General features: G+C 70.2%; 22 protein-coding genes and 1 pseudogene. 18 read left to right on the forward strand and 5 right to left on the reverse strand.

The window, feature by feature from the left end; all coding sequences use genetic code 11:
- Positions 1-238 precede the first annotated feature (238 nt).
- The 8 genes from nikB to FU260_RS24330 all read left to right on the forward strand — a co-directional run bounded on the left by nikB (position 239) and on the right by FU260_RS24330 (position 7,341).
- Positions 239-1,165: a nickel ABC transporter permease gene (gene nikB, locus FU260_RS02815; protein WP_147915684.1), complete on the forward strand. Its 927-nt coding sequence runs from the start codon at positions 239-241 to the stop codon at positions 1,163-1,165.
- Positions 1,162-2,064 carry an ABC transporter permease gene (locus tag FU260_RS02820; protein ID WP_147915685.1) on the forward strand — a complete coding sequence of 301 codons (903 nt, stop codon included), beginning with the start codon at positions 1,162-1,164 and terminating at the stop codon, positions 2,062-2,064. Before nikB ends, FU260_RS02820 begins: the two co-directional genes overlap by 4 nt.
- A complete protein-coding gene (locus FU260_RS02825) occupies positions 2,064-3,059 on the forward strand; it encodes an ABC transporter ATP-binding protein (protein ID WP_147915686.1) in 996 nt (331 codons plus the stop codon). Before FU260_RS02820 ends, FU260_RS02825 begins: the two co-directional genes overlap by 1 nt.
- On the forward strand, positions 3,052-3,870 hold the full coding sequence (locus FU260_RS02830; protein WP_147915687.1) for an ABC transporter ATP-binding protein: 819 nt from the start codon (positions 3,052-3,054) through the stop codon (positions 3,868-3,870). Before FU260_RS02825 ends, FU260_RS02830 begins: the two co-directional genes overlap by 8 nt.
- Positions 3,867-4,511 (forward strand): histidine phosphatase family protein, encoded by a 645-nt coding sequence (locus FU260_RS02835; RefSeq protein WP_147915688.1) that lies wholly within the window; start codon positions 3,867-3,869, stop codon positions 4,509-4,511. The genes FU260_RS02830 and FU260_RS02835 overlap by 4 nt, the downstream gene beginning before the upstream one ends.
- On the forward strand, positions 4,508-5,287 hold the full coding sequence (locus FU260_RS02840) for an exonuclease/endonuclease/phosphatase family protein (protein WP_147915689.1): 780 nt from the start codon (positions 4,508-4,510) through the stop codon (positions 5,285-5,287). The genes FU260_RS02835 and FU260_RS02840 overlap by 4 nt, the downstream gene beginning before the upstream one ends.
- A 207-nt stretch (positions 5,288-5,494) precedes the next feature.
- Positions 5,495-7,018: an ABC transporter substrate-binding protein gene (locus FU260_RS02845; protein ID WP_147915690.1), complete on the forward strand. Its 1,524-nt coding sequence runs from the start codon at positions 5,495-5,497 to the stop codon at positions 7,016-7,018.
- Between the two features lie 194 nt (positions 7,019-7,212).
- The gene (locus tag FU260_RS24330; RefSeq protein WP_268957799.1) at positions 7,213-7,341 is read left to right on the forward strand and encodes a hypothetical protein; all 129 of its coding nucleotides are present in this window, start codon (positions 7,213-7,215) and stop codon (positions 7,339-7,341) included.
- Positions 7,342-7,373: 32 nt separating this feature from the next.
- Here the strand turns inward: FU260_RS24330 and FU260_RS02850 are convergent, their stop codons facing one another.
- Complete coding sequence (locus FU260_RS02850) at positions 7,374-8,369, reverse strand: helix-turn-helix transcriptional regulator (RefSeq protein ID WP_147915691.1); 996 nt, start codon at positions 8,367-8,369, stop codon at positions 7,374-7,376.
- Between the two features lie 84 nt (positions 8,370-8,453).
- On the opposite strand from FU260_RS02850, the gene FU260_RS02855 reads away from it, so the two are divergent.
- The gene (locus tag FU260_RS02855; RefSeq protein WP_147915692.1) at positions 8,454-9,023 is read left to right on the forward strand and encodes a DinB family protein; all 570 of its coding nucleotides are present in this window, start codon (positions 8,454-8,456) and stop codon (positions 9,021-9,023) included.
- A gap of 67 nt (positions 9,024-9,090) precedes the next feature.
- Here the strand turns inward: FU260_RS02855 and FU260_RS02860 are convergent, their stop codons facing one another.
- Positions 9,091-9,987 carry a class I SAM-dependent methyltransferase gene (locus FU260_RS02860; protein ID WP_147915693.1) on the reverse strand — a complete coding sequence of 299 codons (897 nt, stop codon included), beginning with the start codon at positions 9,985-9,987 and terminating at the stop codon, positions 9,091-9,093.
- A 164-nt stretch (positions 9,988-10,151) separates the two neighbouring features.
- On the opposite strand from FU260_RS02860, the gene FU260_RS02865 reads away from it, so the two are divergent.
- On the forward strand, positions 10,152-10,424 hold the full coding sequence (locus FU260_RS02865; protein ID WP_147919286.1) for a DUF7218 family protein: 273 nt from the start codon (positions 10,152-10,154) through the stop codon (positions 10,422-10,424).
- Between the two features lie 142 nt (positions 10,425-10,566).
- On the opposite strand, the gene pgm is transcribed toward FU260_RS02865, so the two are convergent.
- Positions 10,567-12,243, reverse strand: a complete 1,677-nt coding sequence (pgm, locus tag FU260_RS02870; RefSeq protein ID WP_147915694.1) for a phosphoglucomutase (alpha-D-glucose-1,6-bisphosphate-dependent) — start codon at positions 12,241-12,243, stop codon at positions 10,567-10,569.
- 284 nt (positions 12,244-12,527) lie between these two features.
- Between pgm and FU260_RS02875 the strand changes: the two genes are divergently transcribed.
- The 5 genes and pseudogenes from FU260_RS02875 to FU260_RS02895 form a co-directional block, all read left to right on the forward strand.
- Entirely contained in the window at positions 12,528-13,490 is a 963-nt protein-coding gene (locus tag FU260_RS02875) for an alcohol dehydrogenase catalytic domain-containing protein (protein WP_413038348.1), read from the forward strand.
- Positions 13,487-14,263, forward strand: coding sequence for an SDR family NAD(P)-dependent oxidoreductase (locus FU260_RS02880; protein WP_147915695.1), 777 nt, complete (start codon positions 13,487-13,489; stop codon positions 14,261-14,263). The genes FU260_RS02875 and FU260_RS02880 overlap by 4 nt, the downstream gene beginning before the upstream one ends.
- Positions 14,244-15,056 (forward strand): nucleoside/nucleotide kinase family protein, encoded by an 813-nt coding sequence (locus FU260_RS02885; RefSeq protein ID WP_342355249.1) that lies wholly within the window; start codon positions 14,244-14,246, stop codon positions 15,054-15,056. The genes FU260_RS02880 and FU260_RS02885 overlap by 20 nt, the downstream gene beginning before the upstream one ends.
- Before the next feature lie 75 nt (positions 15,057-15,131).
- Positions 15,132-16,031: a DUF5926 family protein gene (locus FU260_RS02890; protein ID WP_222847990.1), complete on the forward strand. Its 900-nt coding sequence runs from the start codon at positions 15,132-15,134 to the stop codon at positions 16,029-16,031.
- A gap of 93 nt (positions 16,032-16,124) precedes the next feature.
- Positions 16,125-16,841: pseudogene (locus FU260_RS02895) on the forward strand (glycosyltransferase family 2 protein); the annotation flags it as partial.
- Between the two features lie 185 nt (positions 16,842-17,026).
- Here FU260_RS02895 and FU260_RS02900 read toward each other — a convergent pair.
- Both FU260_RS02900 and FU260_RS02905 read right to left on the reverse strand, forming a co-directional pair.
- The gene (locus FU260_RS02900; RefSeq protein ID WP_147915696.1) at positions 17,027-19,483 is read right to left on the reverse strand and encodes an alkaline phosphatase family protein; all 2,457 of its coding nucleotides are present in this window, start codon (positions 19,481-19,483) and stop codon (positions 17,027-17,029) included.
- 85 nt (positions 19,484-19,568) lie between these two features.
- Entirely contained in the window at positions 19,569-20,744 is a 1,176-nt protein-coding gene (locus FU260_RS02905) for a diacylglycerol/lipid kinase family protein (protein WP_147915697.1), read from the reverse strand.
- A 283-nt stretch (positions 20,745-21,027) separates the two neighbouring features.
- On the opposite strand from FU260_RS02905, the gene serS reads away from it, so the two are divergent.
- The 3 genes from serS to FU260_RS02920 are packed head-to-tail and all read left to right on the forward strand — an operon-like array spanning position 21,028 to position 24,200.
- Positions 21,028-22,302, forward strand: coding sequence for a serine--tRNA ligase (gene serS, locus FU260_RS02910; RefSeq protein WP_147915698.1), 1,275 nt, complete (start codon positions 21,028-21,030; stop codon positions 22,300-22,302).
- A 16-nt stretch (positions 22,303-22,318) separates the two neighbouring features.
- On the forward strand, positions 22,319-23,173 hold the full coding sequence (locus tag FU260_RS02915; protein ID WP_235912370.1) for an HAD family hydrolase: 855 nt from the start codon (positions 22,319-22,321) through the stop codon (positions 23,171-23,173).
- 16 nt (positions 23,174-23,189) lie between these two features.
- Positions 23,190-24,200: a LacI family DNA-binding transcriptional regulator gene (locus FU260_RS02920; protein ID WP_147915699.1), complete on the forward strand. Its 1,011-nt coding sequence runs from the start codon at positions 23,190-23,192 to the stop codon at positions 24,198-24,200.
- Positions 24,201-24,361 lie beyond the last annotated feature (161 nt).

The raw sequence follows: 24,361 nt of genomic DNA on the forward strand, positions 1-24,361 counted from the left end.
TTAGCGCTAATGCTTGGTGATTGGCAAGGGTGGTGGCTCGACGCGCGATTGGTGGCGATTACTGCATGACCTCGGCGGCCTGAAAACGTATAGAGGCAGGTCAGAGCCATAGTTTGCAGATCCTGTTGACCTTCGTCGGCTCGGGTGCCAGACTGCGTGAACGCTAATGTTAATGTTTTGAGAGGCGTTCGAGGGAGAACATGACGCGCTTGCTGAAGCACCCGGTCGAGGAGGCCTGATGGGTGCCTATCTCGTCCGGAGGCTGGTGTTCTCCGTCTTCATCCTCTGGGGTGCGGTGTCGATCATCTTCGTGGTGCTCCGGCTGATCCCGTCCGATCCGGCGCGGCTGATCCTGGGCTCCGACGCCACCGAGGCCGAGGTGGAGGTGCTGCGCGATCAGATGGGACTGAACGAGCCGCTGATCGCCCAGTACTGGACCTACGTCCGAGACCTCGTCCGGCTCGACTTCGGTGACTCCTACCGGCAGCAACGAGACGCCTTCGAGCTGGTCCTCGAGCGCCTGCCGGCCACGTTGGAGCTGGCCATCGTCGCCCTCGTCATCGCACTGGTGACCGGCGTCCTGCTCGGGGTCCTGGCCGCGCTGAAGGTGAACAAGCTCACCGACCGAATCGTCTCGGTCGCCTCGCTCCTGGCGCAGTCGCTGCCGTCCTTCTGGATCGGCATCGTGTTCATCCTGGTCTTCTCCCGGGGCCTCCAGGTGCTGCCGAGCGGCGGCACCGGATCGCCGGCGCACATGGTGCTGCCGGCGGTCACGTTGGCGATGCCCATGCTCGCGATCCTGATCAGGATGACCCGCAGTGGACTGCTGGAGGTCATCCACGAGGGCTACATCCAGACGGCCCGTGCGAAGGGGCTGTCCGAGCGAGTGGTGATCTTTCCGCATGCGATCCGCAATGCACTGATCCCGATCGTGACCATCGTCGGCCTGCAGTTCGGTGGACTGCTGGCCGGCTCGGTGATCGTGGAGATGGTGTTCAGCTGGCCGGGCATCGGGCGGCTGCTCATCGAGTCGATCGGCCAGCGGGACTACAACGTGGTCCAGGCCGCGATCCTGGTGATCGCCGCCGGGTTCGTGTTCGCGAACCTCCTGGTCGACATCCTCTACGGCTACCTCGACCCGCGAGTGAGGTTGGTATCCCGATGACTACAGAGACTGCAGGTGTCGAGCGTGAGGTCAGCCGGTCGTTCGCGCGGCTGAGGCGCCGTTCGTCGAACACCGCCGGCCGCCGGCGGATCATCGTCTGCCTGATCATCGTGGCCGGCTACGTCCTGGTCGCGATCGTGGGGCCGATGCTGGTGGACTACAACCCGGTACAGACCTACACCCAGGACCGGCTGCTGCCCCCGGGGAGCACCACCTCCCAAGGGATAGCCCTGCTCGGGACCGACCAGGTGGGTCAGGACATCCTGAGCCAGATGATGCTCGGTGCACGGGTCTCGATCACTGTCGGCGCCGGGACGTTGCTGCTGGCCGGCATCATCGGCGTCACCGTCGGACTGATCGCGGGATACCGCGGTGGCTGGGTCGACGCCGTTCTGATGCGGCTGGCTGACATCCAGCTCTCCTTCCCGTCGATCCTGCTCGCCATCCTGATCGCGGCCGTGGTCGGCCCGAGCGTGGTGAACGTGATCGTGGTGCTGGCGATCACCAACTGGGTGACGTTCGCTCGGGTGACGCGCAGTCAGGTGCTGACCGTGAAGAACCGGGAGTACGTGGACGCGGCGCGGACTCTCGGTGCCGGGCACCTGCACCTGGCGATCCGGACCATCTTCCCGGCCTGCCTAGCGCCCATCCTGGTCGTCGCCACTGTCGAGCTGGGGCACGTCATCCTCGCCGAGGCCTCCCTGTCGTTCCTCGGACTCGGCGTCCCCACGGATGTCCCGAGCTGGGGTACCACGATCGCCAACGGCCGCTCCTATCTCGGCGACGCGTGGTGGATCTCCACACTGCCGGGGTTGGCCCTGGCCGGTCTGGTGCTCACCTGCGGGCTGCTCGGCGATGCGATGCGAGACCGGTACGACCCGAAGCTGAGGAGCATGTGATGGGCGAGGCGCTGCTCGCGATCGACAGTCTCCAGGTGGAGTTCGCCACCCGGGACGGGCGGATCCGCCCGCTCGACGGGGTGAGTCTGGAGATCGCCGCCGGTGAGACCGTGGCGCTGCTCGGCGAGTCGGGCAGTGGAAAGTCGGTCACTGCGCAGGCGATCATGGGGTTGCTGCCGCAGCCGGCCGGGCAGATCGTCGGCGGGCGGATCGCCTTCGATGGGCACGAGCTCACCGCGCTGGCACCGGAAAAGGTGCGCGCACTGTGCGGCACCCGGATCGCGATGATCTTCCAGGACCCGCTGAGCTCGCTCAACCCGGTATTCCGGGTAGGTGACCAGGTGGCGGAGCCGTTGCGGCGTCGGCTCGGGATGGGACGGCGCGAGGCGAGGGGCCGCGCCCTGGAGCTGCTCCACCGGGTCGGGATCCCGGACGCTGAGCACCGGATGCAGCACTACCCGCACCAGTTCTCGGGCGGGCAGCGGCAACGGATCATGATCGCGATGGCGCTCACCCTCGACCCCGATCTGCTGATCGCCGACGAGCCGACCACCGCGCTGGACGTGACGGTGCAGGCGCAGATCATGAACCTGCTGCGAGAGCTGCAGGACGAGCGGGGAATGGCGATCATGCTGATCACCCACGACCTCGGCGTGGTGGCCGATGTCGCCTCTCGGGCCGTCGTGCTCTACGCCGGCCGGGTGGCCGAGCAGGGCCCGATCCGGGAGGTCTACGACCACTCCGCACATCCCTACACCGAAGGTCTGCTGGCCTCCATCCCGCAGTCGGAGCAGGGCAGAGGCCGGTTGACGCCGATCACCGGGGTGCCGCCGAACCCGGTCGCGTTCCCGCCGGGCTGCCGCTTCCACCCGCGCTGCCCCTACGCCCAGGACCGGTGCCTCGAGGACCTGCCGGAGCTCCGGCACCCCGAGGGCTGGGCCGCGGACCAGTCGGCGGCGTGCCACTTCACGGAGGAGGTGCTCGGTCGTGGCTGAACCGCTACTGCGAGTACGTGACCTGGTCACCACCTATCCGATCCGCTCGGCGCTGCTGCGTCGAACGATCGGTGAGGTGCGCGCCGTCGACGGCGTGAGCTTCGACATCCCCCGCGGCCAGACTGTTGGTCTGGTGGGCGAGTCCGGGTCCGGCAAGTCCACCCTTGCCCGGACGGTGGTCGGCCTGGAACGGGCGGACGCGGGCACGATCGAGTTCGACGGGCATGACCTCGTCGGCCTGTCGCCGAAGCAGATGCGGCCGCTGCGCCGGGACATCCAGATGGTCTTCCAGGATCCGTACACCGCACTCAACCCGCGGCTGACCGTGCGGGAGATCCTGTCCGAGGCCTGGCGTATCCATCCCGACCTGTTGCCGGCGAAGGACTGGGAGGAGGAGGTGCGCCACCTGCTGGACATCGTCGGGCTCGACCCGCTCTATGCCGACCGCTACCCGCACCAGTTCTCCGGCGGGCAGCGCCAGCGCATCGGGATCGCGCGTGCGCTCGCGGTCCGGCCGAAGCTCATCGTCTGTGACGAGGCGGTCTCCGCTCTCGACGTCTCGGTGCAGGCACAGGTGCTGAACCTGCTCGACGATCTGCAGGCCGAGCTCGGCCTGACGTACCTGTTCATCGCGCATGACCTGTCGGTCGTGCGGCACATCAGCGACGAGGTGATCGTGATGAACCACGGTGAGGTCGTCGAGCACGCGTCGACCGAGCAGCTGTTCGCCCATCCGCAGCACGACTACACGAAGACCCTGCTGGCCGCCGTCCCGGTGGTACGGCCCTGGAGCTCGGGGAGCGCAGCATGACGGTGATCATCCACCTCGTCCGGCACGGCGAGGCCGTGTGGAACGCTGAGGGCAAGTACCAGGGTCAGGCCGACTCCGGACTCACCGCTCTCGGTCGCCAGCAGGCGCAGAGCGCCGCAGCGTGGCTGCAGGAGCTGCCCCGTCTCGACGGCGTGGCGTGCAGTGATCTGCCCCGTGTGCGGGATACCGCCGCGCCCTTCCTCGCGGCAACGGGACAGCAGGCGAGGATCGATGCGCGGCTGCGGGAGATCGATGTCGGGACCTGGGCCGGGCGCACCTTCGGCGACGTCGCTCGAGACGAACCGGACGTCGTCGCCGCCGTAGCCCGGGGTGAGGACCTGCGCCGTGGCGGCGGAGAGACGTTCGCCGAAACCCGCCACCGGGTGACGTCCGCACTGGACGACCTCGCCGCCGCGCACGAGAGCGGTGCCGTGCTGGTCGTCTTCAGCCATGGCGGCCCGATCCGGCTCGCTGCGGCGGCAGCGCTGGGACTGCCCAGTCCTGGCCACCACCGGATCGCCTCCCCGGGCAACTGCTCGGTCACCACCCTGACCTGGGGACCGCCGGCCCTGCTCGGCTACAACTGCCCGACCGAGCGGGGCGCTGGTCCCGCCCCAGCCCGCCGAGAGGAGTCAGCATGACACTGACCGCCACCACCTTCATCGCCCAGACCCACAATCTCTGGGGTGACCATGCCGCCGCGGAGCGTTCGGACTCGCTCGAGGCGCTCTACCGGCAACGCCAGCCGGACCTGCTCGCCACCCAGGAGCAGCGATCCTGGTCCCGCGACCTGATCGATGCCGCGATGCCTGAGCACGACCGGGTCCAGGACGACTTCGCCGGCTGGTCCACCCAGAGCTGCCTGTGGTGGCGCCGGGAGGCGTTCGAGTACCTCGAGCACGGTGCCGACGACGTCGGCATCCTCTCCCCGGATGCGCGCCTGTTCTGGGTGCGGCTGGCCACGGCCGCCGGGCCGGTGCTGCTCAGCACGGCTCATCTGACCTGGCCCGGTCACCCCCAGGAGCAGGAGAGCGGGGTCAATCAGCGCACGCCGCAGGCGCGGGCGATCGTCCGGCGTCTCGCCGAGCTCAGCGGGAACGACGCCTGCCTGTTCACCGTGGACATCAACGACATCGGACCGCCGAGCTGGGAACTCGGCAACGGCGGCTTCCTGGACTCGTTCACGGCCCTCGGCCGGCACTCGCCGGTGACTCACCCGGTGGTCCCGAGCGGGTTTGCCGAGTCGATCGGCACCGGCCTGTCCCCACTGGCCTCACCCCGCAAGGCGATCGACTGGATCTTCCTGCGTGGGCCGGTCCAGGCGCGCGCCAGTGAGGTGGTCGAGTTCTACCACCGCGGCATCGCCCCCAGCGATCACTACCCCGTGGCCGCCACGCTCACCCTCACCCGGGACTAGGCCCCAGGGCCGTTCCGGACACGATCACACACGCTCACCCTCACCCGGGACTAGGCCCGTTAGAGCAGTCCCGGACCCGATCCAACACGCTCACCCTCACCCGGGACTAGGCCCGTTAGAGCAGTCCCGGACCCGATCCAACACGCTCACCCTCACCCGGGACTAGGCCCGCTAGAGCAGTCCCGGACCCGATCAAAGGAGATGACGATGAGAATGACCAGACGCCGTGCCGGACTCGCCGCGGCCTTCGTGGCCACGGCGCTCGCCGTGACCGGATGTACCACCACGAGCCAGGGCGGTGGTGGTGGCGATGACGTGCCACAGGAGGTTACCTACGTGCCGGCCTTCTTCCCGGTCTCGCTGGACCCGCACAACTTCCCCGCGGAGGAGGGGACGCAGGTCGCCGCCCAGCAGACCCTCGAGACGCTGGTCACCTACAACGACGGTGAGGCGGCTCCGCTGCTCGCCGAATCGTGGGAGTACTCCGACGACGAGCTCACCTTGACCTTCACCCTGCGCGACGACGTGACGTTCAGCGACGGCAGTCCGTTCACCGCCGAGGACGTCAAGGCATCGCTGGACCGGCTGATCGAGCTGGACAAGGCGCTCGCTCCGTTGTTCGCCGAGGTCACCGAGACCCGCGCCGACGATGAGCACACCTTCTCGATCGTCACCAGCCAGCCGCTCGGCACCCTGCTCGCCTCGATGTCGCTGGTGTTCATCGGCCAGGCCGACGCCATGGACGATGAGGCCTACTGGCAGGCTCCGATCGGTACGGGACCGTTCGTCGTCGACGACTACGTGGCCGACGATCACGTCACCTACTCCCGGAACGACGACTACTGGGGCGAACCGGCCCAGCTGGACTCGCTCGAGATGGTCAACATGCCCGAAGTCGCTGCCCGGATGACCGCACTGGAGACCGGTGAGGTCGACGTGGTCTCCTCGATCCCACCGGACCAGGTGTCCAGCATCGAAGGGCAGGAGGGCATCGAGTTTACTCAGGACCCCGGCTACCTGTATTACTTCATCTGGTTCAACAACAACGAGCCCCCGTTCGACGACGTTCGCGTGCGGCAGGCGATGTGGCACGCCGTGGACATCGAGGGCATCGTCGCCGACCTCTACGGCGAGGGCGCCACTCCCGCGGCCGCACCGATCCCGCAGGCCGCGTTCGGCGCCACCGAGAACGAGCCCTACTCCTACGACCCGGAGCTCGCACGAGACCTGCTTGCCGAGGCCGGATATGCCGATGGATTCCAGACGTCGATGCACTGGCCACGGGAGGGCGGGCCGAACATCCGCTCGCTCGCCCAGGCGTTCATCTCGGCGTGGGCCGACGTCGGCATCGAGGTCGAACCCCTGGAGAAGGAGCGCGCTGCCTGGCTGGAGGACTTCGGTTCGATGAACTGGGACCTGAACCTGCAGACGAACGCCACGGCCACCGGGGATGCCGACTTCACCCTGAACCGGCTCTACACCTGCGAAGCGGACCGCCTGGGCTACTGCAACCCGGAGCTCGACGATACCCTCGCCCAGGCCCGCGCCTCGTTGGATCCGGACGAACGGCTCGAGCTTTACGCCCAGGCGAACGAGATCATGTGGGAGGACGCCCCGGGCATCTTCCCGGCCGACCTGATGAACAACCTGGCCTATCGCTCGCAGGTGCAGGGACTGGAGCTGCCGCCCACCAACCGGCCGTACTTCGCCTCGGTCTCGGTCGTGGAGTAACGCCGCTGGTCAGCTGCCCACCCCTGAGCGTCGAGCCTCGGCCCGGTCGATCGTTTTCGGCCGGGCCGGGCCGGGCCGGTCCCAGGGAGCGGGTGGGATCGCCGTGGTACCGCTCGCTGGCGCTTCTCGGCGCCTGACCGCGCGCCGCGACCGTCCTCACGCTACGGTCGGGGCACTCGCGTGAGGAGGTCATGATGTCGTCACCAGCCGAGCCCGCCAACGACTACGAGGACGTGCCGTTGCTCGAGGAGGACGAGAACATCCCGCCACGGCCGGAGGAGGAAGTCGCCGACCTGCTGCGCGCCAAGCCGGACGAGCACTGACCGGCGATCGCGACTGCGTCGTGTGGAACCGGTCACCCGTGACCGGTTCCACACGACCTTGACGCTCGGGGTTGCGACCGCACGGAGCCCAGCCGCCGGGACCAGTCGCCGAGCATCTCTCGCAGTGCGGCCGGCTCGGCCCACTCCACCTGCGCGCCGGCGGCGGCCAGCGCGAATGCTGCCCACTCCGGGTTCCCCGCCGGGAAGTCCACCCGGCAGCGTCCCGCGCCGGTCGCGGTCACCTGCGCCCACCGGCCGATCTGCTCCTGCACCTGCTCCGCCGACCCGGCCAGCCCGGCGCTGAACTCGTCCCCACTCCCGCCGCGGGCTCGGCTGCGCTCGACGAACGCCGCAGCATCGCCGCCCGGAACCGCCCGCGGGGCAAAGCGTTGACCGGTCAGGCTCACCGCCGCCATCCGGTCCAGCCGGAAGCTACGCCAGTCGGCCCGGTCGACGTCGAAGCAGACCAGATACCAGCGCCGCCCCACCACCACCAGCTGGACCGGCTCCACGGTCCGCGCACTGGTGCGCTCCGCAGCATCCGTGTAGCTGAAGCCTGCCCGCACCTGGTCCCGGCAGGCCTGCGCCAGGGTGAGCAGAGTATCCGCACCCGCCTGTGGGCCAGGGTCGCCGAGCCCCGGGCTGACCAACGCCGCCCGCAACGCCTCCGCTCGCCGCCGCAACCGGCCGGGCATCACCTGGATCGCTTTCGCCAGTGCGCGGACGGCGCTCTCGGCGATCCCGGAGACAGTGGCCTGCGCGGCCAGGTGCAGGCCCACCGTCAGCGCCACCGCCTCATCGTCGTCCAGCACCAGCGGCGGCATCGCGGCACCCGGCGCCATCTGGTACCCGCCGCCGACCCCGCGGTCGGCATCGACCGGGTAGCCGAGCTCGCGCAGCCGGTCCACGTCCCGGCGCAGCGTGCGCAGCGAGGTACCGAGCCGGTCGGCGAGCTCCTGCCCGGACCAGTAGCGGTGGCTCTGCAGCAGGGAGAGCAGCTGGAGGGTACGAACGCTGGTATCGGCCATCTCTCCATCATCACAAAATTAGTGACAGAAACTGGCACTAATGCTCTTTAGCGTGGAAATCACCAACCCGAAGAGGAGCCCACGATGACCACGCAGACCACAGACCACGGCACCGCAGTCGACCAGGCGAGCTCCGCCGTCGAGCGGGCGGATCTGCTCGCAGCGCTCGCGCACGCCCGCTTCTACCTGCGGTTCACCACCCGTGACCTGACCGACGACCAGGCCCGGATGCGCACCACCGCGAGCGCGTTCACTCTCGCCGGGGTGATCAAGCATGTCACCGAGGTGGAGCGGGGTTGGGCTGAGTTCCTGGTCCGCGGCAAGGCGGCGATGGCGAACAAGGACGGCAAGGACTTCATCGACTGGTCCGCGGAAGACTTCACCGAGCTGCGGCAGAGTGAGGTGATGGGGCCGGAGGAGACTCTCGCCGATGTCCTGGCCGAGCACGAGCGGGTGGCAGCCGCCACGGACGCCACCATTCGCGGGCTCGGTTCCCTCGACACGGCCTACCCGCTGCCGAAGGCCCCGTGGCCGATGGACGAGGCATGGAGCCTGCGCCGCACGATCCTGCACATCCTCGCCGAGACCACCCAGCACGCCGGCCACGCGGACATCATCCGCGAGTCGCTCGACGGTGCGAAGTCGATGGGCTGACCCCACTGGCCGCCGCTGCGTCACGCAATAGCGGGCACCCGTGACCGGTACTGCGCGACCTTAACTCTCAGCGCTTGCGGGCCACCACGCTCAGCGCCAGCGGCACCTGCTGCCGCCACGGCTGCGGCAGCACGAAGACACCGTTCTCCTCGACCATCACCGGCAGTGCCGGCCAGTTCAGCCGGTCGTGCTCGCCGACGGCTACCAGTTCCAGCCCGGCGTCGAGCAGTGACTGCAGGATCTCCGAAACCGGATGCGGCCACTCGTAGGTGCGCGTCGCGGTGATCTGGCTGTGGTCGCCATCGGTGTAGGTGGTGCCGTCCGCGGAGGTCCACGCCTGGCCCGGGGGCAGGGCGAAGTAGCGGTAGCCGAGCACGACGGCGTCGCTCACCGTGTCGTCGAACGTCGCCAGGGCCGGGTGGCCGTCGCGGAAGAAGAACGTGCCGCCGGGGCGCAGCAGCGCCGCCACGGTGCGGGCCCAGGCGGACAGGTCCTGCAGCCAGGTGATCGTGCCGATCGAGGTGTGCACGTGATCGAAGGTGGCCCCCACCGCGGGCGCGGCGGCGGTCACCTCGGACTCCACGTAACGGATCTCCGCCCCGGCACGATCGGCCACGTCCCGCGCGATCGCCAACGACGCCGGGGACAGGTCCACACCGGTCAGCCGGCCGCCGGCCCGGGCCAGGGACAGGGTGTCCGTGCCGATGTGGCACTGCAGGTGGCACACGTCCAGACCGGCGAGTGGGTGGTCGGGGTCGCCGCTGGGGTGAAGGTGGGGCGTGAGGATCGCCAGGTCCTCGGCGATCACCGAGGAGATCCGCCCCGGGTCGGCGATCAGCCCGTCCAGGTCGTACTCCCGGCTGGCGGCGTGCACCTGTGCACGGTCGTCCCAATTGGCGCGGTTCGCCGCATAGGCAGAGCCGATATCGACGTCGGTCTCGGTGAGCGGGTCCAGATCGGCCATGGTGGTGAATCTAGGCCGGCCGCCATTGCCGCGGCCAGCTGATTCCCGAGCACATGCGCCTCCGGGCCAGCGGTGTGAGGCTGGTGTGGAGCCAGCACACCCTCGCGTGGTTGGTGCAGCTACCGCGGCTCGGCCTGGTGGCAACCGCAGGAGAGGAGTGGCAGATGCCCGGCAAGCGGTCACCAGGACCCAGTGTCAAAGACAAGAAGCTCTACGAAGACCTCCGCGAGGAGGGAAACTCCAAGGGGAAGTCGGCGCGCATCGCCAACCAGTCGGCCAAGCAGTCGCGCTCGAAGGTGGGCAGGAAGGGTGGCAAGGCCGGCGCCTACGACGACTGGACGGTCGACCAGCTGCGCAAGCGTGCCGCCGAGATCGGCGTCGACGGCAGGTCCACGATGCGCAAAGGTGAGCTGATCTCCGCGCTGCGCAACTCCTGAGCCAGGCCCGCGGACGTCCCTCCTGCTGGTCGGATTCCGCTCGCCAAGCCCGCCCACCTCCCCGCTTCGGAATCCAGTTGGCGCCTCGGAATCCAGTCGCAACCGGATTCCGAGGGGCGATCTCTCCCGGGGATCCGTCCGGTCAGGAGCCGAGCGCGGCGTCCACCACATCCTTGGCGGCCGCCTGCACCTGCGCCAGGTGATCGGCAGAGACGAAGGACTCGGCGTAGATCTTGTACACGTCCTCGGTACCCGAGGGGCGGGCGGCGAACCAGGCATCGGCGGTGGTGACCTTCAGCCCGCCGATCGGGGCATCGTTGCCCGGGGCGTGGACCATCTTGGCGGTGATCTCCTGGCCGGCCAGCTCGGTGGCCCTCACGTCCTCCGGGGCCAACCTGGCCAGCGTGGCTTTCTGCTCCCGGGTGGCCGGGGCGTCCACGCGGGCGTACCAGCTCTCGCCGTGGGCGGCCACCTGCTCCTCGTGCAGCTGACTGGGCGAGCGGCCGGTCACGGCGAGGATCTCCGCTCCGAGCAGCGCGAGCAGGATGCCGTCCTTGTCCGTGGTCCACACGGTGCCGTCGGTGCGCAGGAACGAGGCCCCGGCCGACTCCTCCCCGCCGAACGCCACCGACGCATCCAGCAGCCCGGGCACGAAGTACTTGAACCCCACCGGCACCTCCACCAGGCGCCGCCCGGTCGCTGCCACCACCCGGTCGATCAGGGCGGAGGAGACCAGCGTCTTGCCCACCGCGGCCTCGGCCGGCCACTGGGGTCGGTGGGTGAACAGGTACCCGATCGCCACGGCGAGGTAGTGGTTCGGGTTCATCAGCCCGCCGTCCGGGGTGACGATGCCGTGCCGGTCGGAGTCGGCATCGTTCCCGGTGGCGATATCGAATGCCGGCGGACCGTCGCCGCGCATCCGCGCCACCAGCGAGGCCATCGCCGACGGGGAGGAGCAGTCCATCCGGATCTTACCGTCCCAGTCCAGCGTCATGAACGACCAGCGCGGATCCACCTGCGGATTCACCACGGTCAGGTCCAGGTTGTGCCGCTCGGCGATCGCCGCCCAGTACTCCACCGACGCCCCACCGAGGGGGTCGGCGCCGATGCGCACCCCCGCCTCGCGGATGGCATCCAGGTCCAGCGCCTGGTCCAGGTCATCGACGTAGGTGAGCAGGTAGTCGTGCTTGGCCACGTTGTCCGCATCCACCGCCCGTTCATACGGGGTGCGGGCCACCTTCTCGACGCCGGAGCGCAGCAGCTCGTTCGCCCTCGCCGCGATCTGGGCGGTAGCGTCCGAGCCGGCCGGTCCGCCGTGCGGCGGGTTGTACTTGAAGCCGCCATCGCGTGGGGGGTTGTGCGAGGGGGTCACCACGATGCCGTCGGCCACCCCGGGCCCCTGGGTGCGCACTCCTTCGCTGGAACCTGCGCCGTTGTGCCGCAGGATCGAGTGGGACAGCGCCGGAGTAGGTGTCCAGGAGTCACGGGCGTCGATCCGCACCTGCACGCCCGCGGCGGCGAGGACCTCCAGAGCGGTGCGCTGCGCCGGGCCGGAGAGGGCGTGCGTGTCCCGGCCGATGTAGAGCGGGCCGTCGATCTCAGCGGCGGCGCGGTACTCCACGATCGCCTGGGTGATCGCCACGATGTGCGCCTCGTTGAACGCACCGTCCAGGCTGGAACCGCGGTGCCCGGACGTGCCGAACGCCACCTGCTGCGCCGGATCGTCAGCATCGGGCGAGCGGTCGTAGTAGGCGCCCACCACAGCGTCGGTATCGATGAGGTCCTCGGGGCGGGCCACCTGCCCTGCTCGCTCGTGCATACCCGCCATCGTGCCACCCCACCGTCGCACGGTCGATCCGAACGAAAACACCTATCGCGCGGCTGCTCCCACCCGGGTGCCTGCGAACCGGTCGAGCAGCGCCGCGAACCGGCTCGTGACGGCGTCCGGTGGCGCCGATAGTTGCCGGAGTAGCCATCGGGGCGGTCCAATGACCCCAGCGGAAGGAGACGCACTGATGCACAACAGGGCCGCCGTCATGCACGGGCTCAACGACATCCGACTGGAGGACCGCGAGGTCCGCCCCCCCCGGCGCAGAGGAGGCGGTGGTGCGCGTAGAAGCGGTGGGCGTGTGCGGATCAGACACCGCCTACCTGAGGCTCGGGCGGATCGGGAACTATGTGGTCGAGGCACCGATCGTGCTCGGGCACGAGGCAGCCGGGGTGGTTAGTGCAGTAGGGGAGGAGGTCCGCAACGTCGCCGTGGGCGACCGGGTCGCGATCGAACCGGGCACACCCTGCTACACCTGCGCCGAGTGCCGGGCCGGGCGCTACCACCTCTGCCCGGATCTGCAGTTCCTCGCCACACCCCCGTTCGACGGCGCACTGCAGCAGTTCATGACGGTGGACTCGCGTACGTTGTTCGTGCTCCCCGAGGCGATGACCTTCGAGGAGGGCGCACTGCTGGAACCGCTGTCGGTGGGCCTGTGGGCCTGCCGGCGCGCACAGCTGGAACCGGGAGACCGGGTCCTGGTCAGCGGTGCCGGTCCGGTCGGGCTGCTGGCCGCCGCCGCTGCCCTGGCGCTGGGCGCGAGCGAGGTCACCGTCACCGACCTCTCCGAGTTCCGCCTCGGACTGGCCCGCGACCTGGGCTGCGAGACCGAGCTGGTCGGCGAGGCAGCCGGAGACAGGTTCGATGTGCTGCTGGAGTGCTCCGGCGCCCCCGGAGCGCTCGCCGATGGTCTGCACCGGCTGGGCCAGGCCGGGCGTGCTGCCGTGGTCGGTATCGCCAAGGACGAGACGGTCGCCCTCCCGCTGCCCCAGCTCAACCCGCGCGAGCTGACCATCAGCCTGGTCAACCGGTACGCCCACACCTGGCCCACGGCGATCGCGTTGGTGGCCTCGGGGCGGATCAAGGTGGCGCAGCTGGTCACGCACCGGTTCGAGCTCGCCGAGACCGCCGCTGCCCTGATGGTGGGCACAACTGAGCACGACTCGGTGAAGGCGGTCATCTATCCGAACGGAGTGCCGGCCACATCCGGCGGCACTGACGCTGGCGGACCGCGATGACCACATCCGAGCAGCTCTTCACCGGCCGCACAGCAGTCGTCACCGGCGGAGCCCGCGGACTGGGGCTGGCGATGGCGAGCGCGCTGGCCCGGCACGGAGCCCAAGTGGCACTGCTCGACGTGCTCGAGGACGTCGCCGCCTCCGCCCGTGCACTGAGCGAGGAGACCGGTGCGGCCGCGATCGGATTGCACTGCGACGTGACCGAGGAAGATTCGATCGGCGCAGCGCTGGACGGGGTCGAGACCGAGCTGGGGGTGGCGACCGTGTTGGTCAACGCCGCTGGGATCGCCTCACCCACCCCTGCCCTGGACATCGGCCGCGCCGAGTGGGACCGCATGCTCGCGGTGAACATCACCGGGACGTTCCTGCCCGCCCAGCAGTTCGCCCGCCGCGCGATCGCTGCCGGGCTGGAAGGCGCCGTGGTGAACGTCTCGTCGATGTCCGGCGAGATCGTCAACGTGCCGCAGACCCAGGCCGCCTACAACACCAGCAAGGCGGCGGTCGCGATGCTCACCAAGAGTCTCGCGGTCGAGTGGCTGCCGGCGGGGATTCGGGTGAATGCGATCGCGCCCGGCTACTTCGCCTCCGACATGACCCGGGACGTGGCGGCCAGCGATCCGCAGATGGCGCAGGAGTGGCACTCCCGGATTCCGTCCGGCCGGATGGGTGAACCGGACGAGCTCGGCGACCTGGTGGTCTACCTCGCTTCCGACCGGTCCCGCTACGTAGTGGGCCAGAATGTGGTGATCGATGGTGGCTACACCCTCCTCTGAGGACGGCGCAGCGGTAGCGGACGGCGCTGTGCACGGTGCAGCGTCTGGCGACGACGCAGCAGTTGCCCACGGCGGTGCGCACGGCGGTGCGCACGGCGCTGCGTCTGGCGACGACGCAGCGATGACCGCCCCAGACGCCATCCCGGCGATCCGGCTCCCGGACACGCTCCGCCAGCGTGCCGACGCGCTCGCGAGGGCCCCGCAGCGCACGATCCTCGGACTCACCGGCCCACCCGGAGCGGGCAAGTCCACCCTCGCCGAGGCCCTGATCCGGTACCTCAACCAGGACGGTGAGGTGGCCGTGCTGGTGCCGATGGACGGCTTCCACCTCGCCGATGTGGAGCTCACCCGCCTCGGCCGCGCCGACCGCAAGGGCGCCATCGACACCTTCGACGGGCACGGCTACCTCGCCCTTCTGCGCCGCATTCGCCTCGAGCAGCAGCACGTGGTCTACGCCCCCGGGTTCGAACGCACGCTGGAGCAACCGATCAGCGGCACGATCCCGGTGCTGGCCCAGCATCGCCTGGTCATCACCGAGGGCAACTACCTACTCGCCGGAACTGGGCCCTGGCAGGAGCTGCCCGCCGAGCTCGCGGAGGTCTGGTACTGCCAGACCCCACCCGAGCTCCGCCGTCGTCGACTGTTGGCGCGGCACATCCGCTTCGGCAAGAACCCCGCCGCTGCCGCGCAGTGGATCCGCGACGTGGACGAGGCCAATGCGCAGCTGGTGGAGGGGACCCGGGAGCGCGCCGATCTGGTGGTCCGCGAGGACGACGGGTTCGAACCGGCGTAACGGCCTGTCCGTCTGGGTGCCTCCCGAACGGTTCAGCCGCACCGGCAGCCGCGCCACGGCGACTAGGCTTGCCTCATGGCGAAACGGAAGAAGAAGGGCCCGGTCAACGAGAAGGTGGCGGCTCGGCGGGCGGCGCGCAAGGCCGCAGCCGCACAGTCCGCGAACCCCGCGCCGCGGCGCTCCTTCGAGGGACTGCCCGGTGAGGCCGACTGGGTGGCGCTGCGCGAGGTGGTCCCGGCCGCCACCGCCCAGGTGCACACCACAGCGGAGTACGGCGACCGGGACGTGACCATCGCGACGGTGCTGCCCGGGATGATCCCCGCGATGCACCGCGAGGATGGCGCCATCCTGATCGCCCTGCAGAGCGTCACCAGCAGTGGTGACCCCAGCCGCGACCTGGCCTCGGCGCTGGAGCAGATGCTCGACTCCGAGCCCGGCACCAGCCTGAACCACCTCGACCTCCCCGGCCCCGGTCCACGGTTGCAGGACATGCTGGAGGTCGACCGGCCGTTCGAGGTCACCGTGCACGACACGTTCGACTTCGTCGTTCCGCCGGATACCGAGCCCACCGCGGAGCTGTCCGCCGCGCTGGAGGAGTTCGCCGGCGCGATCGTGCCCACGGTCAAGCTCGAGTCCGTACCGAGTGCGTACTGGTGCCGGATGGGCCCACGCGAGTTCCTGCGCTGGTCCCGCGTCGAGGAAGAGGAGAACCTCCTGGACGCGCTGGCCCGGTTGCGCGCTGCCGGCACCTCCGCCTTGGACGAGGGGTCGAAGTTCATCGGCGCCTTCCGTTCCTGTGGGCTGGTCATCCCGGTCTGGGAGCTGGCTCCGGGAACCGAGGCCGAGGAGCTGGAGGCCCCGGCCCCGGTGTTCGCCGACCGCCTGGCCGAGGCGCTCGCCGTCACCGATCCGCTGAATGCCGATGAGCGACGCGCCCGCGCCGGGATCGTGTCACGGCAGGTCACACTGCGCTGAGACCGATAGGCTGACACTGTGAGCCGGGAGCAGGGCGACGGAGGACGAAATCCGCTGCGCGTGATCCGGCGTCGCACACCCGACACGGGGCCGATGCCGGTACCGCGCTATGACCCGACCACAGTGCGGGTCGCTGCGGTGATCCCGGCCAAGGACGAGGAAGACCGGATCGCCGCCACGGTGCGCGCCGTCCGGGCGATCCCGCACGTCGACCTGGTGCTCGTGGTGGACGACGGCAGTGAGGACGACACCCAGCACCTCGCCCGCCGCGCCGGCGCGGTGGTGGTGCGGCACTCGGTCAACCGCGGCAAGGCTTCGGCGATGGAGACCGGTGCCTCCGTGGTGGCGATGCGCGATGCCGAGGACCTGCCGCCGCGGTTGCTGCTGTTCGTCGACGCCGACCTGGGCGCCACAGCGGTGAACGCCGCCCCACTGGTGCCTCCGGTCCTGGCCGGCAAGGCGGACATGTCGATCGCGGTGCTGCCCAAGCAGCCTGGAGCAGGCGGGCGCGGGCTCGTCACCGGGCTGGCCCGCCGGTCCATCCACAAGGCCACCGGCTGGGCGCCGACGCAACCGCTCTCCGGGCAGCGCTGCCTGACCCGCGCCGCGTTCGACGCCGCCACCCCACTCGCCCGCGGCTGGGGCGTGGAGACCGGGATGACGATGGACGTGCTGAAGCAGGGCTTCGCCGTGGTGGAGGTGCCCTGCGACCTCAGCCACCGTGCCAGCGGCAGCGATATGGCCGGTCAGCTGCACCGCGCCGCGCAGTACCGGGACGTGATGATGGCGGTGGCTGCTCGCCGGTTCCGGCACTACAAGCACAAGATCGCCCGGGATGCCGAGATCGAGGACGACGGCGGTGCTGGGCGGGCAGAGCCGGCTCACCCGGGTAACAGCTCATCCGGGGCGGAGGCTGGTGGATCTCGGCCGGACCAGGTGGCTGCGAGTGGCGAGCAGGACTCCGCTGAGCCGAGGGCCGCGCGTTCTCCTGCGGATCAGGACTCCCCGCGCTCCGACGCGGACTGAGACTCCCGCGCTCGTCTCGCCTCGACCACGTCGGCTGCCTCCACCGAGCCGGAGGCTTCGGTCACCTCGGGCAGGTCCCGCAGGCTGAGCATCCAGGTGGTGGTGGCCGCGATCAGCAACGGCACGCCTAGGGAGACCCCGATCGCGGCGATCGCGATACCGGAGTCGTTGATCGCCATTCCGGTGCCCAGTGCAACGGCGAGCGCCGCCAGACCGGGCTTGAGCATCGGCGCATCCCTGCCCATCAGCGAGATCGGGTTCCCCGCCGAGAGCCAGGCGAACTCGCCGCCGCGCGGTGAGGACAGCGCGGTGCGAATCGGCCGGGCGAGGACGTACACCACGGTGAGCACCCCGCAGATCGCCAGGATGGTCAGCGGGCGGTTGCCGAACACGATGGAGATGTTCTGGTCCAGCTTGCGCCAGATCACCTCCCAGAGTCCGCCGTCCAGCACGGTCTGGAAGAACCGGCCCAGGTGGGTGCGGTCGGCCGGGGGGCGCAGCCAGTCCACGAACGCCAGCGCTACCGACGCCATCCCGGCCAGGACCACCACCCCCAGCACCCGCTTCCAGTTCAGCCGTACCCCGAGGGCGAGCAGCGCCAGCACCCCGAACGCGGCGAGGATCGCGGGCGGGCCACCGAAGTCTGCGCCGAAGGCCGGAGCGCCGTCCAGGGCGGCGACCACTACGCCGATCACCATCACCAGAACGGCCGCGATACGCCGTCGCCCGGCGAGGACCAGCGGGTTGGCGATCACGATCGTCACCATCAGCGAGGCCACAGTAAAAAGAGCGAACGAGGTGTTGTTCATGCCGTAGAACCGGGCCCCGACCAGTGCGGAGACCCCCATCACCGCGGAGATCTGCATCGTGGCTCCCGTGACCACATCCACGGCCAGCACGACCGCGGTCACCCCGGCCACGAGGGCCGCCGGGCCGAAGGTGTGGCGCCGCCATGGTCCGATCAGGGAGAGGATCACGATCAGCGCGTCGATGGCCACGATCAGCGCGGCCAGGGCCAGCACCGGCGGCTGGGCCCGCCACCAGGGCAGCAGGTTCGCGAGGAAGGAGGCGATCGGCATCGCGCCGATACCGAGCGCCACGATCCGCAGGGTGTGCAGTGCCGGTACCGGCCGGTTCAGCCGGTAGCGCACCCACTCCACGCCGCGTCGTTTGCCGAACCGGCGGGAGAGCGCCATCCCGATCCGGTTGGCGGTGGAGCGTTTCAGGATCAGGGTGACCGTGGCGAACAACGCCAGGTTCAGCAGCACCAGCAGCAGGAAATACGCCGGCACGATCGGTTGGACCGCTTGGGCATGCACATCGGCATCGATGACCTCCTGCAGGCGAGCTCCGCCGTCGTCGACCGGACCGGGAGCGACCTGGATGGGCGAGCCCATCGTGGCCCCGGCGGGCACCTGGTCATTGAGGCCGAAATGCGTGACCACGGTAGTGAACAGGTCAGTGCTCATCACGTACCCCGGCTGCCGCGTGGAGCTGGCACTGAGCAGTCCGGCGGGGGCGCCGTGGCCGGTCACGGCGACCGTGCGCAGCCCGGACTCGCCCGAGTCGGCGATCCCGGCGAGCAGCACCGTGGGTAGCTCCCCGTCCGGGGAGGCGGTCTGCAGACCGGCGAGGATCTGCGCCAACCGGTCATCGATCAGCTGGACCTGGTCCTCGCGAGGCAGCGGCTCGGGGCGGACCACCTCGTTCGCATCCTCGGCCTCCTCCACGTCCTCCGGGTCGATGATCGTGCCGGCGTCGATCACCAGCAGGTCCGCCGAGCCGGCGGCCTCGCTCACCTGATCGGCCAGCTCGTCGGTGCGGGCCAGCGGTTGGTAGCCCTCCACCCCACCCTCGGCACCGGCCAGGGCGATCGCCGCACCCGGGCCGATCGGGGTGGCGCGCACGCCGCCGTCGTCCATGGTGGAGCGGAGCAGGCCGAGCCGGGCATCGTAGCTCTGGTCCGCCACCTCGGCGGTGTAGTCCTCCCAGTCCGGGACCTGTCCGTCGACCGGATCCGCCAGCGTGCGGCACTGACCGCGGGCGTCGGCGGCGCGGGAGCCGGAGGTGAGGCTGAGCCAGCCGTCGGCGGGGCAGGTGACCGAGTGCACGCTACGCACCACCAGCGAGCCGATCCCGCCGGAGGAGAGGTCCTCCAGAGCGGGGGTGTCCTCGTTCAGATCGGACCAGGACAACCCGGCGACGCCGATCACCACCATCGGGGTGTCAGTGTCCGAGCCGGCGGCGGGCTCGGCCGGTAGGCGAGTCGACGCCGGCGCCGGAGCGGACCCGGCCGGATCAGCGCTGCTGCCGGCCCGTGCGGTGGGTGTCCCGGCCAGCAACGCGACCAGGACGGCGAGCAGGACGACCGCCGCCGCGGCCAGAGCAGCTCGAGGGCGGAGGTAGATCCGGGTGGACGCAGGCATCCGCACCAGACTAGAGCGCCGGTGCGGAGAAACGGTGAGGGAGTGGAGGTGAGGCAGCGCGGAGAGGGTGACAGACGCCGTCGACCTAGCGGGTACGCACCCGCAGCCCGGACGCCTGCACGCGCACGCTGAGCCGGTTCGCCTCCCCGATCAGATCGCCGTCCACCTGCACCTGGTCGGGCCGGTCGCTGATCACCTGCATCTCGCGGCCCCGCCAGAACTCGATCGAGCTCGGTGCCGGCAGCTGGCGGCGGATACCCAGGCCCTGCAGCACCACCTTCCCGAACAGCGAGGCCCAACCGAGCACACCGCCGCGGGTGTCCAGGGCGGCGACGTCGAGCCAGCCGTCGTCGAGCTCGGCGTCGGGCAGCAACACGATCCCACCGGGGAGGCGGCCACAGTTGGCGAACAGCAGACTGCGCACCTGTAGCGGACGCACCTCACCTTCGCCGACCTGCATCTGGAGCCGGGTCTTGCGCCCGTGCAAGTGCCGGGCTCCGGCGAGGAAGTAGGCGAACCAGCCCATCCTGGCCTTCAGCTCGTCCCCGGCGCCGGCCACCATCTGCGCGTCGAAACCGATGCCGGCCATGACGAGAAAGAGGTGCTCGGGGGCGGGGCTGGTGTCTTCGGCCGGTGCCGTTTCGCCACCGTCCGCGGGCGCCGCCGTTGTCTCGGCATCGTCGGCGGACACCGGGACGTTCTCGGCGCGAATCCAGCCCAGGTCGATCGAGTGGTCCACACCACCGAGAGCGGTGTGGATGAGCAGCTCGGTGCTGGCCAGTGGCAGATCCAGGTTGCGGGCGAGCAGGTTGCCGGTGCCCAGCGGCAGCAGGGCCATCGGTATCTCGGTGCCGGCCAGCACCTCGGCCACCGTGCGGACCGTGCCGTCACCGCCGGCGGCTACCACCACCGAAGCGCCGGCGGCGATCGCCGCCCGCGTCTGCCCGACGCCCGGGTCCTCGACAGTGGTCTCGAACCAGAGTGGCTCCGGCATCGCCAGGTCGGCAGCGATCTCCGCCGCCCGGCGGCGCAGTGCGGGGCCGTCGGCCTTGATCGGGTTCAGCACGAACGCTGCCGGGCCCGGTGGGGCGGGCTCTTCCTCCGGCGTGGTTCCGTCCTGTGGTGCCGGCTCGTTCTCGCGGGTCAGCGGCGCCACCCGTGCCCCGCGCTCGCGGATCTTGCCCAGGATGATGATCCCGACCACCAGGGCGGCCAGCGCCACCACCAGTGCCACCACGCTCACGGTCTGCTCCCACGTCATGGCGCAAAGGTATCCGGCGGGGCCGCTTCCGGCACCCTGTTCGCGGTGCTGCCTTGCGCCAGGCGCCGGATCGGGGGCTCCCGCAGCCGCGGGCGTACCGGATTGCCGGACCGAGCGCCGAAATTCTGGTCCTCAGTCCGCACTCGGGTACTCAGCCGCCGCTGGGCTGGGCGGCCAAGTGCCTGGGCTGCCCAGTGCCTGGGCAGCCTCCTGTTGTCCCTGGTCCTCGGCGCGGTGCTCGCTCGGCGGCATCCGCCCCGCCGGGCCAGATACCCTCGGAGGTGTGATCGATCTGAAGAGCCTGCGTGAGGACCCCGACGTCGCCCGCGCGAGCCAGCGTGCCCGCGGCGCCGACCCCGAGCTGGTGGACCGGGTCCTCGATGCCGACGAGAGCCGCCGCGCACTGCTCGCCGCGTTCGAGAACCAGCGAGCCGAGCAGAAGGTGATCTCCAAGTCCGTGGGCAAAGCCTCCCCGGAGGAGCGGCCCGCGGTGCTGGCGAAGGCCAAAGCGTTCGCCGAGCAGGTCAAGTCCGCCGAGACGGAGGCGAACGAGGCACAGGCCCACCTGGACGCCCTGCTCGCCACGCTGCCCAATCTCGTGCTCGACGGCGTCCCGCCCGGCGGCGAGGACGACTACGTGGTGCTGCGCACCGAGGGCACCCCGCGGGACTTCGCCGCCGAGGGCTTCACCCCCGCGGATCATCTGGACCTGGGCCAGCGGCTCGGCGCGATCGACACCGAACGCGGCGCCAAGGTCTCCGGTGCCCGGTTCTACTACCTCACCGGCGTCGGCGCGCAGCTGGAGCTCGCGCTGCTGAACGCCGCTATCGCCAAGGCCACCAGCGCCGGGTTCACCCCCGTGATCACCCCCACGCTGGTCAAGCCCGAGATCATGGCCGGTACCGGCTTCCTCGGTGAGCACGCCGACGAGATCTACCACCTGCCCGCGGACGACCTGTACCTGGTCGGTACCTCCGAGGTCGCGCTGGCCGGCTACCACTCCGGCGAGATCCTCGACCTGTCTGCCGGCCCGAAGCGCTACGCCGGCTGGTCGGCCTGCTACCGCCGCGAGGCCGGCTCCTACGGCAAGGACACCCGCGGCATCATCCGGGTGCACCAGTTCCACAAGGTGGAGATGTTCAGCTACGTCCGGATCGAGGACGCCGCCGCTGAGCATGAGCGCCTGCTCGCCTGGGAGGAGGAGATGCTCGCCCTGGTGGAGCTGCCCTACCGGGTGATCGATACCGCTGCCGGGGACCTGGGCACCAGCGCCGCCCGCAAGTACGACTGCGAGGCCTGGCTGCCCACCCAGGAGCGCTACCTGGAGCTGACCTCCACCTCGAACTGCACCACGTACCAGGCTCGGCGGCTCGGCATCCGGGAGCGCACCGAGTCCGGCAACCGGCCGGTGGCCACGCTGAACGGCACCCTCGGCACCACCCGCTGGATCGTGGCCCTCCTGGAGAACCACCAGCTCCCGGACGGCAGCGTCCGGGTACCGGAGGGGCTGCGGCCGTTCCTCGGTGGGCGCGAGGTGCTGGAACCGGTGGCCTCATGAGCGGGCAGGAGGCACGGTGAGCGTCAGCTTCGAGCCGGTCGCGCTCACTGAGATCACCCCGGGACCCAGCTCCTTGGTGGCGCTGGACATCGACGGCACGATCCTGCACCACGACGGCAGGATCTCCGAGGAGGTGCGCACCGCCGTCCGGCGGGTGGCCGGCTCCGGGACCCATGTGGTGCTCTCCACCGGCCGCTCCACACATGCGACTCTGCCGGTGCTCGCCGAGCTGGGCCTGGACACCGGCTGGGCGGTCTGCTCCAACGGGGCGGTGGTGGTCCGGCTGGATCCGCAGATCTCCGGCGGCGGCTACGAGTTCACCGATGTGGTCACCTTCGACCCCGGCCCCTCGCTGAGGCTGCTGCGCGAGCACCTGCCCGAGGGGATCTTCGCCGTGGAGGACCTGGGCCGCGGGTACGCGGTCACCTCCGAGTTCCCGATCGGCGAGCTGTCCGGAGTGGTGCGGGTGATCGACTTCGAGCAGATGTGCGCGGAGCCGGCGGTTCGGGTGACCGTGCGCGCTCCGGGACTGCAGTCCCAGGACTTCCACGACCTGGTCGCCCGATCGGGCCTGCACGGGGTGAGCTACGCCGTCGGCTGGACCGCCTGGCTGGACATCGCCCCGGACGGTATCTCCAAGGCCAGCGGGCTGGAGCTGGTGCGCGAGCGGCTCGGTGTGGCAGCCGAGGCCACCCTGGCTGCTGGCGACGGGCAGAACGACATCGAGATGTTCGGCTGGGCCGCGGTGAGCGTGGCGATGGGCGGTGCGGACGAGACCACCCGGGCCGCAGCACGCTGGCACACCGGGCCGGTCGAGGCCGACGGTCTCGTCCCAGTCCTTGACGCCGTGCTGCGCGAGCCGGGCCACTAGGGCACACTGACCTGCCGTGAACGCTGCCATCGACGATGTGGCACGGGCCGCCGGCGTCTCCACGGCCACGGTCTCGCGCGCCCTGCGGGATCTGCCCGGGGTGAGTGAGTCCACCCGAGCCCGTGTGCTGGAGGTTGCCCGCGGGCTCGGGTATGCGCCGAGCGCCTCGGCCTCCTCGCTAGCCAGCGGCCGCACGCGCACGATCGGGGTGCTCACCCCGTGGATCCGGCGCTGGTTCCACGGCAGCGTGACCGAGGGCATCGAGCGGACCCTGCGCGGGGAGGGCTTCGATGCGCTGCTGTACTCCTTCGAGCGCGCCGACGGGACCGAGCGCAACCGCCTGGACCCGTTCGTGCTGCGCCGGCGGGTGGACGCAGTGCTCGTGGTCGGGATGCCGGTGGATTCCGACGAGGAAGCGATCCTGGACGGGTTGGGCGTGCCGGTGGTGTTCATCAGTGCGGGTCCGCCCGGCCGGGTCACGGTCCGTATCGATGACGACGGCGCAGCCCGGGTGGCGATGGATCATCTCCTTGGTCTGGGGCACCGCAGGATCGCCCTGCTCACCGCCTCCGGTGAGGAGCAGACGCCCTGGTCTCCGCCGGCGCTGCGTCAGCGGGCCTACGAGGAGGTGCTGACCGCGGCCGGAGTAGCGGTCGACCCGCAGCTGGTGGTGCCCGGTGACTTCGGCCAGACCGACGCCCGGGAACGGATGGCCGAGCTGTTGCGCGCGCGGCCGGACGTGACGGCGGTGTTCGCCATCTCCGACGATATGGCGTTCGGTGTGCTGCAGGCGGCGCGAGATGTCGGCCGTGCGGTGCCCGAGGAGCTGAGCGTGATCGGCATCGACGGGCACGATATGTCCGATCTGGTGAACCTCACCACTGTGCGCCAGGACGCTGCCGAGCTGGGCGCCGCCGGCGCTGCTCTGGTGCTGGAGATGCTGACCGGCGCCCGGGTGGCCGAGGAGCTGATCTTCCCGGTCGAACTCGTGGTCCGCGGTACCACCGGCCCGCCGCCGGTCGGCTGACCACTCGCAGTCCCGGTCGGATCCACCTGGGGGCGCGGTGGCGACGAGCGTGACCTGATCGTTATCTTCCCGGTGCACCAAACCCCTTGCATTCCCGTAACGTAAGCGCTTGCATAGAGGTCCGGCGTCAGTGCAGACCCCTCTGACGCTCGCCCGACGGC

Source organism: Ruania zhangjianzhongii, from assembly GCF_008000995.1.
Lineage (GTDB): Bacteria > Actinomycetota > Actinomycetes > Actinomycetales > Beutenbergiaceae > Ruania > Ruania zhangjianzhongii.